The organism is Mariniflexile sp. AS56, assembly GCF_030552475.1.
GTDB lineage: Bacteria > Bacteroidota > Bacteroidia > Flavobacteriales > Flavobacteriaceae > Mariniflexile.
In genome coordinates this window covers 1-13,542 of the sequence record NZ_JAUPED010000022.1, presented here as the reverse complement: position 1 = coordinate 13,542, position 13,542 = coordinate 1, and the positions used below count along the sequence as shown (strand labels likewise).

The following is a 13,542-nucleotide window of genomic DNA, read 5'->3' as shown; positions in this document are numbered from 1 at the left end:
TATTAATTCTCTAAAGCATCCTTTTTAAGCTTGATAGCATCCAAATATCTATTCAATTGTTTTTTAACAACTGGGAATAGGAAATAAAGACCAATCATATTTGGGAATACCATGGCGAATATCATAGCATCTGAGAAATCCCAGATAGATTTCATACTAGCAGCAGCACCAATAACCACGAAAGTTAAAAATAAAATTTTATAAGTTAAATCTGCAGCTTTCCCTCTTCCGAATAAAAACTTCCAAGATTGCAACCCGTAATAAGACCATGAAATCATAGTAGAAACCGCAAATAACACCACTGCAATAGTTAAGAATATATTAGAATAAGGAATATATTCTGCAAACGCTTTGGCTGTAATACCTGCACCTTCATAAGACTCGCCGTTTATAATAGCGACCCCTTGCCCTGTAACATCTCCATATTCAAAGAAACCACCGAAGTTGAAAATAATAATAACTAAAGCCGTCATAGTACAAATAACAACCGTATCAATAAAAGGCTCTAATAAGGCCACTAAACCTTCACTAGCTGAATATTTTGTACGTACTGCTGAATGCGCAATAGAGGCTGAACCTGCTCCTGCTTCATTCGAAAATGCTGCACGTTTAAAACCAACTAATAACACACCAATAAAACCACCAACACCAATTGCTTTTGGATTAAAGGCTTCTACAAAAATTAAGCTTATAGCATCATCTATAAGTGTAAAATTACTTAAGATGATATATAAACAACATATAATATATAATAACGCCATAAAAGGCACCACTTTTTCTGTAACCGATGCGATACGTTTAATACCACCAATAATAATAATACCTACTGTAAAGGCTAACGCAATACCAATCCAAAATCCAGCACCCGTACTTTCAAGTCCTAATAATTCTTTTAATACAATAGTTGCTTGATTCGATTGTGCCGCATTACCACCACCAAATGAACCACCAATACAAAAGATAGCAAATAAAACCGCTGCTACTTTACCTAGTTTTGCAAAACCACGTTCTTTTAAACCTTTCTTTAAATAATACATCGGGCCACCGTAAACAGTGCCATCTTCTCCCACATCTCTATACTGCACACCTAAAGTACATTCTACAAATTTGGTAGACATTCCTAATAAACCACAAACAATCATCCAGAAGGTTGCCCCTGGACCACCAAGTGCTATGGCAAGTGCCACCCCTGCAATGTTTCCATTACCAACAGTACCAGAAACGGCTGTTGCTAAGGCTTGAAAGTGGCTTACTTCCCCTTCACTACTTTCATCTCTAATCGTGTCTACAATATCGCCATCTACGGCTAAATCATTTTCAACGCTTACAAGATGCTCTTCTATATCATCTATTTTATTAATATCTATACCTTGAGCAACACCACCTTCACCGTAAAGTTCTTTGGCACCATGCTTTTCTATATCTTCATACTTACCACGAACTGTTTTAATAGCTTTTCCAAAGTATCTGATGTTTGGAAAGCCAAAATAAATTGTGAAAAATAATGCACTAACTACTAATAATATTAAAACGAATGGAGTACCCCCTACTTGAAAAAAAATAACATTTGAGAAAAAATCTGAAATTGGTTTAAATGCTAAATCTATTTGTTGATCTAATCCTATTTCAGCTTCTTGAGCAAATGTTAAAAATGGAACAATTAAAGTTATAATTGAGGAAAGGTATTTCTTCATAAGAATGTTAAGTTAATTTACTTTTTTGAAAGATTCGCACTAAAAAGCAGCAAGATGCTAAAAAAAAATGATTTTTTAAAACATTAGCTGTTAAATTAGCGAATTCAATAGTCTATATTATATGTTGAGTTTAATACTTCAATTTGTTCTGGCCTACCCAAAACAATAATTTTAGAATTTGGAGCTAATTGTAATTCTGCTTCTGGATTTACTATATATTCTCCGTTTTCATCTTTATAACCTATGATGGTACAACCCGTTTTTTTACGAAGGTCCAAATCTTTTATAGTTTGATTTACTTGATTGGTGAAAAGTTTTTCAACCGCAACTTCTTCTATATTAATATTTGTTTTACCAACAATAGCTAAATTATCTAAAAATTCCATTAACCCTGGCACAACAACTAAAGATGCCATGTGGTCGCCGCCAATTTTATCTGGTAAAATAACATTATTAGCCCCTGCAAATTTTAATTTATTATAAGATGATTCATTAGATGCCCGACTAATAATATTGATATCCTTATTAATTTGTCTCGTAGAAAGTACTACAAATAAGTTATCGGCATCGTTAGGTAATGCTGAAATAAAACTAGACGCCCGCTCAATTCCTGCTTGCATAAGCACTTCGTCTTCATTCGCATTTCCAATAACATATGGTGCATTATCCAATTGCAAACGCTCTTCCATCTCTTTATTCTTCTCAATAACCACGAATGCCTTATTGTGAGCACGCAATTTAGTTGCTGCCTGTTTTCCGTTTCTACCATAGCCACAAATAACCACATGGTTTTTAAAACTGTCTATCTGTTTTTGCATTCTTTTATACTTTAATTCTTCAACATTGTTTTTACTTAAAATATATTCGGTGATAATGGAAAGTGCATAACCCATAATTAAAACACTCGCTAAAATTAATACGATAGTGAAAATTTTAGATTCTTGATCTAAGGGTACTACTTCACCAAAACCAACCGTTGTCATGGTTATAACGGTCATATAAACAGCATCCACCCATGAATAGCCAGAAATTAAACGGTACCCCGCAACCCCAACTAACAATATAAAAACCATCAAAAAAACGGCGGCGTATATTCTGGTTCTAAAAAACTTAATAAGTGGGTTCATAAATTATAAATCGAAAACAGAAGATCGCTTGGTGTACACTAAATCTTTAATGCGCATCCAAAATGCCAAAAACAAGTACAAAGCAAAACCAAAACCAAGTGTTACAAACGTTAAATACATAAACGAGGTTCTTACAACCTTCGCTCTTATGCCCAAACGCTCTGCAATACGTTGACATACATAGTAACCATGTTTCTGAAAAAATAATAATGGTCTATAAATTCCGTTCATGCCGCAATTTAGTGTTAAGTTTAATTGTTTAAAAGTTTATTTGTTTAAAAATGCTATTAAACCCTGTATTACCGAACGAGATAACTGCCCACAGCACATTGTAAACATTTGTTTTTAGCACAATATTCCGTTTTAAGCTGAAGTAGTGCCTGCGATTGTAATGATGAATTTGAAACGTTTCGCAAACCATTAAAGGCTTCAATAATACTGTTTTTTTCAGAAGCTAAATCTGAAGCTATTTTTAAAATTATGGCATCAGATTCCTCTCCTCTTTCTTTTGAATAACAGAACTTAATGGGCAACACCGTATTGATTAATAATAAATCTACAAAAGACTTAGTAAGTGTTTTTGTTGATGCCTTGGATGTTTTTTGAAACGTGTAATGAGAACTCCAAAACGATGCCGCCGACACCTTAAAAAGTGCATAGAAATCTTCTAGACTTTTGGCTTCCATAACTTTTGAAAACAAATTTTTATGTTCATAATACAAACTAGCCAATTGTGAAATTCTAATGGTTGGAAAATTTGGTGGTCGCAACCTAAAAAATTGCAATGGCATGACCGAGTCGTTTTCAAGTTTGAATTTTTGCTTTAAAAATTGATAATCTTTCACCAATTCTAAATAATAAGCGTTTTCAAAACCCTGCTCTAATAAACCGGCTTGTCCAAAAAACAGCGCTTCTAAGGTTTGTTGATTGGCTTGTGATTTTCTTACAATAGAAAAATCGATGGATTTAGCCATACTATAAAACGACTCCCCATTTACTTTAAGTCCGAAATTTTTAGCCAACATTATAAAAAACACCGCTTCCCAGTCATTTTTTGTTTCCTTCAATAAGTCTTGAATAGTCTCCGATTTGCGTTCCAACCTTTCAAAATACAAACGTTCTAGCCAATTATTCAACAGAAAATCCTCAATTGATGCAAAATCATTTTCGCAATTAATCCATTTACCACTTTTCGAAAAGAGTTTTTCGTAATTATTTAAAACCTCTTTGCTGGTAAAATCTTTTAGCTGTAGTGTTGGAATTGGCGTATTATTATTTCTAAACACATCAGTATCATGCTCCCAAACCACATGCAAAATAACCGTATCATACGCTTTATCTTGTTCATGATTGTGTAAAAACCAATCCGATGAGTTCACATGAATTTCTACATTGCCCGCCCAAAGTTGCTCGCCTATTTGAAGCTGCGCGTTAAAAAAATCGGGACCTGAATTAAAATTATGTTGCCCAACAGATGTGACTAGAACAGTCTCTCCGTCGGTCGTTTTTAACTTATTCAGCTCGATTTTTTTATGTTTCCAGATGTAGTGTAAAAAATCTTCTTGCATGCACCTAATGTAGAAAATAATTTTAATTTTTAGTAATTATCCGACAATCAAAAGAATTATATTTGTTCCGAATTTCAAAATATTTTTTGATTAAAAAAAGAGCTTGAACAACAAACACACACTTGCCGCAAAAAGTCTAATTAAAAACAACCCTTTATTCTTTTTTGGTGTATCCGCATTAATTGGGTGTATCCTTTTAAACTTTGGCATTTTCAGGGACTATGCTTTCACGGATTCTTATGAATTTATTTGGCTCGCTGATGTCTCGCCCATTTTTCAACACGAATTTATTCGAGGAGGCAGACCGCTTTACGGCTTACTAAACCAATTCACTTTTGGAACACTCTGCGACAGTATTTCAAGCTTAAAATGGATTCGATTTATCGGACTTCTTGGTTCTGTTCTATTTTCAATTCAAATATTTAAGTTTCTTTTAAAATTGAAGCTAAAACCTTTTGAGTCTGCTCTTTTTTCATTTTTGATGTTATCAATTCCATCATTCACTATTTTTATAGGATGGAGTGCCACGTATCAAATTCCATGGAGTTTAAGCATCTCTTTTTTCGCTGGTCTCATTTTAATGAAAGCGTTAGAGGATAAAAAAATAAACATCCTAAAATGCCTTATAGCTCTAGCGCTTGTAATTATTTCGTTAAGTTTATATCAATCTGCAGGTACCGCTTTTCTTATTCCATTTATTTTTACCGCTGTGGTTTCTAACCAATTTGAAAAACGAACACTTATTCAATTATTAGTGTTTTTGGGTATTTCTTTAATATTATATTTTATTGTTTTTAAAATTAACCTTTATTATCTCAAGGTAGAGGCCTTAGGCCGGTCTCAATTAAACATTATAAAATTCCCTTTTAGGTATTTGTTGTTTTATGTAAGAGAGTTGAAGACTATACTTAAAGTGAGTGGTATTATACTAGGGTCTCATTTATTTTTAATTATAGGCTACATTACTTTTATAGGCTTCTTTGTAAAGCAAAAAATCGCAAACAAAAACTACTTTGTCATTTTCTTTTTACTTTTTGTACTTCCTCTAAGCTATCTACCAAATCTTGTTGCCGACCAAGTTTGGAAATGCAGTAGAACCGTTGCACCTGCAGCCATTAGTGTATTGTTTTACCAATTTTACTTTTTAAAACAATTAAGCCAAAGCAATAAAGTTATAAAATACGTTTCACTCTTATTAGCCATTTCTGTACTAACTGTAGGTTTTATTAACCAAAACATGTACATTTCAGATATTCAACATAGAGAATATAAGGCTTTAAGGAAGGCTTTTGAAAAAATTCCGCTAGACAATACAAAAAACATAATTTTCATAATACCCAACCCAGATTTTTTAAAAGAAAACGGCTATTATTCAGATTATTATTCAGATGAATTCATTCGAATTTCCAGTTCAAAAGAATGGGCTTCTAGTCCTTTACTCAATCAAATTCAAAAAGAAAAAAGCAAACTAAATAGTATTCAAAAAAGTTATGTTCCAAACCATAGCTATGAAGTACGCACCATAAATGATCCTGCTATAAACACGAATAACTCTATAATAATAAACCTAAACGAGCTATTGAAAAAAGAATTTTCAAAGTAATATAACAAAAAGACAGATTCCGAAAATAGCTCTAACACCAATTTTAACGTCAATTAATTAGTGAACCATGAGGTGTTCATGCACTTCAAAAGGGATATAGGACACGATCTAAATTAGTTTTACATGCTTTTCCCAATATAAAATTCCACGGATTAGCGGATTCCAAATAAACATTAGATATTTTTTTCAGTGCCTATTTTTAATTAGTAATTTTGGTCAAACTCTTAAAAAATGGAAGAATTAACACTTACCACCCCAGCTGTTTTATTTTCAGCCATATCATTAATCATGCTTGCCTATACCAACCGGTTTCTAGCCTACGCCGCTGTTATTAGAGATTTGCACAGCAAGTACAAAAAAAATAAAGACAAAGTTTTAATTGCTCAAATACAAAACATAAAACAACGCTTATACCTAACACGCTCCATGCAAATTTTTGGTATTTCCAGCTTGTTGCTTTGTGTTTTAACCATGTTTTTAATTTATATTGAACAGCAAACCCTTGGTATTTGGGTATTTGGAGCTGCTCTTATTCTGCTCATTATCTCTTTATCATTACTCATTATGGAGATTCAGATTTCGGTAAAAGCCTTAGAACACCATATTAGCGATATTGAAAACAATTAAATTCATTTCACACTAAAACACACCACAGTATGATTATTGACGTACACACACATATAAACAATTACCACGAAGACCGTGTTGTTTCTTTAAACGATTGCTTAGACAAGCTAACAGAAACCATGTTAGAAAATAAGGTCGATTACTCCTTAGTACTTTCGTCGTATAAGGTAAACGAGCATAGACCAAGTACCAAACAAGTCGTAGAAGCCATTAGTGGCCGAGACAATCTGGGTGTGGTTGCAGGTATTAGTTACCTAAATTATAACTACCGCGATTTAAAAGAAATTAGTGAATATCTAGAAGCCGGACTTATTAAAGGTTTGAAATTTTACCCAGGTTACGAACCTTTTTACCCGAATGATATTCGCCTGAAAGTGGTGTACGACATGGCTATTGAATTTGATGTGCCCGTGATGTTTCACTCTGGTGACACCTATGCACCAACAGGTAAAATAAAATTTTCACACCCCATACATATTGATGATTTGGCAGTTGATTACCCCGATTTAAAAATCGTTATCTGCCATGTTGGAAACCCTTGGATTAAAGATTGTATGGAAGTGGTTTACAAAAATAAAAACGTACATGCGGATATTTCCGGATTGGTTTTAGGTGATTTCTCAGATAAATTTGAGCGTTATATGAAAACCGAAATTGAAGAAATGATTACCTATGCAGGAGACCCTAAATACTTACTTTATGGAACAGATTGGCCTATTTCAAATATGAAATCTTATTTAAAATTCATGAACCAATTAGAACTTCCTCAAGAAAAAAAGGAATTAATACTTTGGAAAAACGCCGCCGAATTATTCAAGATTGATGTAAGCAAATTATAATGGTTTTATTCAATTTTAATACCTCTAGTGATATTAGTAACTGGAAAACCATTAACGACGTGGTTATGGGTGGTAAATCCACCAGTTTATTTACTTTAAATGATGCTGGTTTGGGTGTTTTTAGTGGGCAAGTTGTTTTAGAAAACAATGGCGGGTTTGCCATGGTTCAGTTTCCTTTTCATACTAAAAACACATCAACGTTTACCAAAGTATGCCTCAAAATAAAAGGTGATGGTAAAACCTATCAGTTTAGAATTAAAAGCCTCTCGACCGATAAGCACTCTTATATCGCGTCATTTACGACCACTTCAAATTGGACTACTATTGAAATTCCTTTTAGCAGCATGTACCCTGCTTTTAGAGGTAAAACTCTAGATGTACCAAACTATCCAGGCGCTCAAATGGAACAAATTGCTTTTCTGATTGGAAACAAGAAAGAAGCTGTTTTCAAATTAGAAATTGACAGTATTCTACTAAAATAACCTACACCTATTTCAAACAAAAAAGCCGATTCACTTTCATTAACCCATCTATAGTTCTAACTTTGCTCCCGAATGGGGTGCTTGTTTTAACAGGCTGAGAAGATACCCAAAAGCCACTTTTTGGCTTAGTACCTGATCTGGATAATGCCAGCGTAGGGATTTTATGGATAGAGTGTTATTGCAACCCTTCCATTATTGGTTCGTCTCCTCAATGCATCCGTTTTAAACCATAAAACCAATGATGGAGGCTTTTTTATCACCAATTATCATCTTACAATGGCTAGGTACAGGCTTTGGAATTACGCAGGTTCTTTTATCTAGAAAAAATAACATTAACAATTACCTGTTTGGCATCATCTCCATTCTTATAGGTATGTGGGTGTTGTATTATTCAAAACTTTATGCCGATATTCTATTAAACCTTTACTATTTAGGTATGAGTATTTATGGCTGGTTTTACTGGAAATTTGGCAAACTAAAAAAGGAAGTCCCTATCACCTATGCCAGTATTTTAGAACACTATAAAGCCATTGGTATTGTAATAGCTTGCTTCATCATCATGTCGTATTGGCTGGTTTTCCATACCAATTCAGATGTGCCTTATTGGGATGCTTGCACCACCGCTTTTGCTTGGGCAGGTATGTGGCTTATGGCCAAACGAAAAATGGAAAACTGGATTTATTTGAATATTAGCAACATCATTTCCATTCCCTTACTTTTTTATAAAGAACTTTACATTTATGCAGGTTTAACAATATTCCTATTCGCTATTGGCACATCGGGGTATTTTAAATGGCGTCACATTATTTTAAATGAATCAAAACATGCATACAAAGCAGCTTAAGCCTACTATTTTAGAAGCTTCTGTGTTTTCACAGGAGGTATTGGGTTGGATTGCTGAAAACAATTTTTGGAGTCTGTGGGTACCTAAAACCTATAACGGATTGGAATCAACCCTTACCGAAGGTCTACAAAAGCTCCAAGCTTTAGCAAAGACAGATGGAAGCTTAGGTTGGACCATCACCCTGTGTAGTGGTGCCAACTATTTTATAGGCAATTTACAACCCGAAGCGGCTAAGCATATTTTTCTAGATTCAGATACACCTGTTTGTTTTGGAGGAAGTGGCGGTGTTTTTGGAACTGCGGAACAACAAGGAGACCATTATATTATTTCTGGTGAATGGCATTATGCTACAGGCGCTCCTTACCTTTCCCATTTTACATTGAATGCCAAAATCATGGCTGATGGCGACTTTCTGTTGAATGACGACGGAACCCCATTAGTATATTCATTTGTAATTCCAAAAGAAGCCGTTCAAATTATTAAAAATTGGGACACCATGGGTTTGAAAGCTACAGCAACCCATTCGTTTAAAGTTGAAGACGTCGTGATTTCATCACAATATGCCTTTGTTTACAATAAGGTTCATTTACCCCAAGCTATTTTTAAAATTCCGTTTTCAATTTTTGCCGACTTAACTCTTTGGGTCAATTATATAGGCATGGCAGAACATTATTTGGAAGAAGCAACTGCTATTTTAGAACAAAAAAACTTAGAACCGTTTTACACTATACTGCATACAGCCAACCAACAGCTCTATCATTTTGCCCAAGAAATGGAATTGTTTACCACCAACGACACCTTAATCACCGAAACCTATATTGAAACTATACATACTAGCGCTTCTGTTTCGGTTAAAGCACTATCGCAGGCCATTTTAAATATACATCCGCTTTTAGGTGTGAAAGCGAGCAGCCAAAACCATGTTTTAAATAGAATATTTAGAGATTATTTTACGGCAACACAGCATCATAATTTTTCTAAAAAGTAATTTTCAGTTATTAGGCATTTCCATTTCGTATAAATCAAGGCCATGAGGTTTATCATTGGGTTGGTAGGGTCTAATCATAATTTAGTATTCATCTTATTGCTAGTCCTAGTCCTATTTATTTTTGGTTGTTTTTTTTACGCTTGCCGTAAAATCTTCTCCATCTTTCTCCCCTTGGCCAACTCATCTACCAACTTATCCAAGAATCGTACTTGTTTTGTTAATGGCGTTTCAATGTCTTCTATTCTATAACCACAAATAACACCTTTAATTAAATTCGCATTGGGGTTCAATTTTGCCACGGTAAAAAAAATTTTCAAAAGTCACTTTATCATTAATAAGCTCTTGTAGTTTTTCGTCATCAAAACCCGTTAACCATGCAATCACTTGGTGTAATTCTTCTTTGGTTCTGCCTTTCTTCTCCACTTTAGTAACATAATGAGGATATACCGATCCAAATAGCATTTTCGCAACTCGAGTGTCGTGTTCTGGTGTTGTTTTCATGTTGTTTTAATGTTTTTGGTTAGGGTTTTATTTTTATTGTTTTTAATCATTTTCTGTAACTTAAAACCAAACAATTAATCATAATATGTTATACAAAGTTGTTTTAAAAGCCAATTCCAATATCAATTCCCGCATTGATCGAAAATCCTGCCCCATAAGCATCCGTACGACTCGTATTTTCGCTAACACTTCCCAATGCAATTCCTGCACCTAAATAGGGGTTTAAAACTATTGTTTTTGCTATTATAAATTGGTAGCCAAAAAGCCCTCTAATATTGAAAATAGAATAATCATTATCAATAAGAGTATCAGTCTTATTTCGGCTATCCGTATAAGAGTATGTCTCATTTAATTTCAAATATTGAATTCCTGGGCTTACGTATAATCCTTTCGGAATAGGTAAATGACTAAAAAAATATCTATAATCAGCATTAATAGTAAAACCCTCAACAGTATGCTTGTTATTGTTGTTAAATGAGTTTGTACCAAAAGCGGCTTCAAAATCTTTATCAGCATCACTTCCTGAAACATCTCTAAGTGTTCCTGTTCCAAATCCAATTTTTATGGCGCCTTTTTCACTTATTACTCTTTCGTATTGAAATTCATAAAATCCCGTAAGCAACCCGAGTCCGTTCATCCGAATCGAGTTTTTAATTTCTGTATCGCTTTGAGCATTTAAATTAGCCGATAGTATAAATACGGATAGTAGTAATGTAATTTTTTTCATTAGTTTAATTTATATTTTGTTTGTTTATGTTGATTGACTTCTCGTGTATGGAAAGTAACGTGTTTGTGTGTCAGGATTTTCCTGAATAAAATCAGATGCAGGCAAGCAAAGCACCTCACATTGGTTAAGTTAAAATCGCAATTTTTCATACACGGTATTGTAATGCGTTTTTATCTTTTGTAATTTATACTAAAAATTGCGCCATAAGAAAATTTACTTGATTTCATTCTCTTTTCATCTAGAATTGTTAATCTTTTTGCTATTAATGGAGCAAAAACCATGCTTAAATTCTCTTGAACGTTATATTCAAATGCAAAATCGAGACAAATAGATAATAGTGTTTCATTTAGGTCATTGCCTAAATAATTTATTTCTCCTTTTAAACCATCCTCATAATAAATATTTTCTTTTTTATCAATTTGAAAATCTAAAATGGTACTCAATGACGGTTTGAGATCGAACTTACCCCATTTAAAAAGTGTCATTCCAACTTTTATTGGAACTCTTAAATAGTAAACTCTCAATTCGCTTTTGGTAGGAGGAATTACGTTTGTTAAAGAACTGTAATTATATAAAAGTTCGTAACCTTCCGATGCGTATGCAATTCCAGTTCCTACAGATATTTTTTCATTAAAATCATAAAAAATATTTAGTCCTACTGCATACCCTATAAGAGAATTATAAACATTGTTTGCATTAGAATACCCTTTAAATGGATTATAAATATCACTAGTATTAGGAGGCGTTTTTTTAAATTCATAATTACTGAATTCCAACTGACCAGAAAGCCCAATACTTAATTTATTATTTTGGGCCCAAATTGAAACTGCGCTGAATGTAAACAGAAATATTAAAGTATTAATTTTCATTCTTTTAATAATGTATTACCACGTTTTTTTACTCCGATTTCAAATTCCATTTTCAATTTATTTACTTTTTTTTTATTCGCCAACCAATGAAAAGGTGAGGGACTTGAGTAAAGTCCAAAAGACATACAATTCACTAATAAGTCAGTTCCGTCATAAATTATTGTCAATTGTTTCCCCAAATCAAATCCAATAGAATTTTTCCAAGAGAAATTTATAATTGTCATTTGCTGATTACTCGAATAAATACTCCAATTATTTTCTTCCGTAATCTTTTTAATCAAAGTTACGTTCTGTGCTCTACTCAATCCTTTTATGCGTTTTAATGTATTTAAATTGACAATTGAGTAGATAAGAAGAGAACTAAATGCTAGAGACAAAATCAATAAGAAAAACGAAATTCCAACCGGTTCATTCTTTATCAAATCCGAATTAAATTCCGAAACCCAAATAAATGGAAAAGCAATAACGAACATTGTATATAGAAAGTATTCCACAATTCGCTCGAGAATCCATTGCTTAAAAATCAGTTTTTTAGCTTGTTTTGATTTTAGTATGTCGATTTGAATTATCAGTTTCTCGAAATGTTTTAACGTTGATGTATAACTTAAGTTAGCTTTTATTAATAAATTTTTAAATTTAAGTATATAAACAGAAAGAACAAAAAGAGAGGATTAAGGTTATTTTGTATAGTGAGATTTGATCTCGATTTTCTTGAGAATCCCCTCTCTTTTCTACTATTATTTCGTACAGTTCTAAGAGACTAAGGATCTCGTTTTTAAGTTGTAGAAAACACGGTAGATACGTTCCTTCATAACATATTAAATATGAATGAAAATACGAATTATTTTGGAATTGACATTAGTAAAGATGTTTTTGATGTGATGGGAAGCGATGGTCTGTTCCATCAGTTTAGCAATGAGCTTACTGGTTTTAAGAAATTCATCAAACTCATGAGGTGTAATTCCCATTGTGTTATGGAATCTACTGGTGTTTATCATTTACGATTGGCTTATTACCTAATAGAACATAACATTAAAGTTAGTGTTGAAAATCCTTTGTCAGTTAAACGGTTCATCCAAATGAAGCTATCAAAAATAAAGACAGATAAGAGTGATTCTAAAATGATTTATGAATATGCCGTTATGAATGCACCTAGCTTATGGACAGGTCAAACTAAAAGCCAAATAGAATGTTCTCATCTATTAAGTTTAAGTAATTTATATACCAAAGAGATAATAGTTCTTAAAAATAAATTGCACTCAGAAGAAGCGCAAGGTAGTCCAGTTCCTAGAGTAATACGTTCCATAAATAGGAGCTTAAAATTTTATAAAAAAGAAATAGAAACACTGGAGATAACCGTTTTGAAATTAGTAAAACAAGAGTATCAGGACTTGCATAGTCGCATTAAAAGCATTCCTGGTTTAGGAGCCAAAGCCAGTGCTCTATTAATTGTTTTGACTGATGGTTTTGAGCGTTTTAATACAGCCTCAGAACTCTGCTCTTTTGCAGGTTTAACACCTATTATAAGAGAATCAGGAAGTAGTATAAGATCACGACCTAGAATAAGTAAAATGGGAAATAGGCGGTTGAGAAAAGTGTAAGCTTCCCCTATAACCGAACTGTTTAAAAGTGTAAAATAATTATTAATTTTAAACAGTATTATGAGAAAAAGT

The 13,542-nt window shown here is 33.1% G+C and carries 14 protein-coding genes, 1 pseudogene and 1 riboswitch; of the genes and pseudogenes, 7 read left to right on the top strand and 8 right to left on the bottom strand.

What is annotated here, in order from left to right; genetic code table 11:
- Nucleotides 1–2: 2 nt before the first annotated feature.
- The 4 genes from Q5N74_RS17390 to Q5N74_RS17375 form a co-directional block, all read right to left on the bottom strand.
- Complete coding sequence (locus tag Q5N74_RS17390; RefSeq protein ID WP_304390272.1) at nt 3–1,694, bottom strand: sodium:alanine symporter family protein; 1,692 nt, start codon at nt 1,692–1,694, stop codon at nt 3–5.
- A gap of 104 nt (nt 1,695–1,798) precedes the next feature.
- Nucleotides 1,799–2,821, bottom strand: a complete 1,023-nt coding sequence (locus Q5N74_RS17385; protein ID WP_304390271.1) for a TrkA family potassium uptake protein — start codon at nt 2,819–2,821, stop codon at nt 1,799–1,801.
- A 3-nt stretch (nt 2,822–2,824) separates the two neighbouring features.
- A complete protein-coding gene (locus Q5N74_RS17380) occupies nt 2,825–3,052 on the bottom strand; it encodes a PspC domain-containing protein (RefSeq protein WP_117176134.1) in 228 nt (75 codons plus the stop codon).
- Nucleotides 3,053–3,120: 68 nt separating this feature from the next.
- Entirely contained in the window at nt 3,121–4,389 is a 1,269-nt protein-coding gene (locus tag Q5N74_RS17375; protein WP_304390270.1) for a DUF2851 family protein, read from the bottom strand.
- A 103-nt stretch (nt 4,390–4,492) separates the two neighbouring features.
- Between Q5N74_RS17375 and Q5N74_RS17370 the strand changes: the two genes are divergently transcribed.
- The 6 genes from Q5N74_RS17370 to Q5N74_RS17345 all read left to right on the top strand — a co-directional run bounded on the left by Q5N74_RS17370 (nt 4,493) and on the right by Q5N74_RS17345 (nt 9,772).
- Nucleotides 4,493–5,992, top strand: coding sequence for a glucosyltransferase domain-containing protein (locus tag Q5N74_RS17370; protein ID WP_304390269.1), 1,500 nt, complete (start codon nt 4,493–4,495; stop codon nt 5,990–5,992).
- A 231-nt stretch (nt 5,993–6,223) separates the two neighbouring features.
- Nucleotides 6,224–6,619 carry a DUF2721 domain-containing protein gene (locus tag Q5N74_RS17365; protein WP_304390268.1) on the top strand — a complete coding sequence of 132 codons (396 nt, stop codon included), beginning with the start codon at nt 6,224–6,226 and terminating at the stop codon, nt 6,617–6,619.
- Nucleotides 6,620–6,648: 29 nt separating this feature from the next.
- Nucleotides 6,649–7,458, top strand: a complete 810-nt coding sequence (locus Q5N74_RS17360) for an amidohydrolase family protein (RefSeq protein WP_304390267.1) — start codon at nt 6,649–6,651, stop codon at nt 7,456–7,458.
- On the top strand, nt 7,458–7,940 hold the full coding sequence (locus Q5N74_RS17355; protein ID WP_304390266.1) for a CIA30 family protein: 483 nt from the start codon (nt 7,458–7,460) through the stop codon (nt 7,938–7,940). Before Q5N74_RS17360 ends, Q5N74_RS17355 begins: the two co-directional genes overlap by 1 nt.
- A gap of 63 nt (nt 7,941–8,003) precedes the next feature.
- A riboswitch (TPP riboswitch) is annotated at nt 8,004–8,116 on the top strand.
- A 62-nt stretch (nt 8,117–8,178) separates the two neighbouring features.
- Nucleotides 8,179–8,784, top strand: a complete 606-nt coding sequence (pnuC, locus tag Q5N74_RS17350) for a nicotinamide riboside transporter PnuC (protein ID WP_304390265.1) — start codon at nt 8,179–8,181, stop codon at nt 8,782–8,784.
- Nucleotides 8,765–9,772, top strand: a complete 1,008-nt coding sequence (locus Q5N74_RS17345; RefSeq protein WP_304390264.1) for an acyl-CoA dehydrogenase — start codon at nt 8,765–8,767, stop codon at nt 9,770–9,772. The genes pnuC and Q5N74_RS17345 overlap by 20 nt, the downstream gene beginning before the upstream one ends.
- Nucleotides 9,773–9,906: 134 nt before the next feature.
- Here the strand turns inward: Q5N74_RS17345 and Q5N74_RS17340 are convergent.
- The 4 genes and pseudogenes from Q5N74_RS17340 to Q5N74_RS17325 all read right to left on the bottom strand — a co-directional run bounded on the left by Q5N74_RS17340 (nt 9,907) and on the right by Q5N74_RS17325 (nt 12,174).
- Nucleotides 9,907–10,273: pseudogene (locus tag Q5N74_RS17340) on the bottom strand (DUF2200 domain-containing protein).
- A gap of 103 nt (nt 10,274–10,376) precedes the next feature.
- The gene (locus Q5N74_RS17335; RefSeq protein ID WP_304390263.1) at nt 10,377–11,000 is read right to left on the bottom strand and encodes an outer membrane beta-barrel protein; all 624 of its coding nucleotides are present in this window, start codon (nt 10,998–11,000) and stop codon (nt 10,377–10,379) included.
- Nucleotides 11,001–11,170: 170 nt separating this feature from the next.
- Complete coding sequence (locus tag Q5N74_RS17330) at nt 11,171–11,869, bottom strand: outer membrane beta-barrel protein (RefSeq protein WP_304390262.1); 699 nt, start codon at nt 11,867–11,869, stop codon at nt 11,171–11,173.
- Nucleotides 11,866–12,174: a hypothetical protein gene (locus Q5N74_RS17325; RefSeq protein WP_304390261.1), complete on the bottom strand. Its 309-nt coding sequence runs from the start codon at nt 12,172–12,174 to the stop codon at nt 11,866–11,868. Before Q5N74_RS17325 ends, Q5N74_RS17330 begins: the two co-directional genes overlap by 4 nt.
- 519 nt (nt 12,175–12,693) lie before the next feature.
- On the opposite strand from Q5N74_RS17325, the gene Q5N74_RS17320 reads away from it, so the two are divergent.
- Complete coding sequence (locus Q5N74_RS17320; protein WP_304390260.1) at nt 12,694–13,470, top strand: IS110 family transposase; 777 nt, start codon at nt 12,694–12,696, stop codon at nt 13,468–13,470.
- The last annotated feature ends 72 nt before the right edge of the window (nt 13,471–13,542 follow it).

Coding starts and splice junctions, on each gene's coding strand:
- Q5N74_RS17390 (WP_304390272.1), bottom strand. CDS start 1,694: ATGAAGAAATACCTTTCCTCAATTATAACTTTAATTGTTCCATTTTTA.
- Q5N74_RS17385 (WP_304390271.1), bottom strand. CDS start 2,821: ATGAACCCACTTATTAAGTTTTTTAGAACCAGAATATACGCCGCCGTT.
- Q5N74_RS17380 (WP_117176134.1), bottom strand. CDS start 3,052: ATGAACGGAATTTATAGACCATTATTATTTTTTCAGAAACATGGTTAC.
- Q5N74_RS17375 (WP_304390270.1), bottom strand. CDS start 4,389: ATGCAAGAAGATTTTTTACACTACATCTGGAAACATAAAAAAATCGAG.
- Q5N74_RS17365 (WP_304390268.1), top strand. CDS start 6,224: ATGGAAGAATTAACACTTACCACCCCAGCTGTTTTATTTTCAGCCATA.
- Q5N74_RS17360 (WP_304390267.1), top strand. CDS start 6,649: ATGATTATTGACGTACACACACATATAAACAATTACCACGAAGACCGT.
- Q5N74_RS17355 (WP_304390266.1), top strand. CDS start 7,458: ATGGTTTTATTCAATTTTAATACCTCTAGTGATATTAGTAACTGGAAA.
- pnuC (WP_304390265.1), top strand. CDS start 8,179: ATGATGGAGGCTTTTTTATCACCAATTATCATCTTACAATGGCTAGGT.
- Q5N74_RS17345 (WP_304390264.1), top strand. CDS start 8,765: ATGCATACAAAGCAGCTTAAGCCTACTATTTTAGAAGCTTCTGTGTTT.
- Q5N74_RS17335 (WP_304390263.1), bottom strand. CDS start 11,000: ATGAAAAAAATTACATTACTACTATCCGTATTTATACTATCGGCTAAT.
- Q5N74_RS17330 (WP_304390262.1), bottom strand. CDS start 11,869: ATGAAAATTAATACTTTAATATTTCTGTTTACATTCAGCGCAGTTTCA.
- Q5N74_RS17320 (WP_304390260.1), top strand. CDS start 12,694: ATGAATGAAAATACGAATTATTTTGGAATTGACATTAGTAAAGATGTT.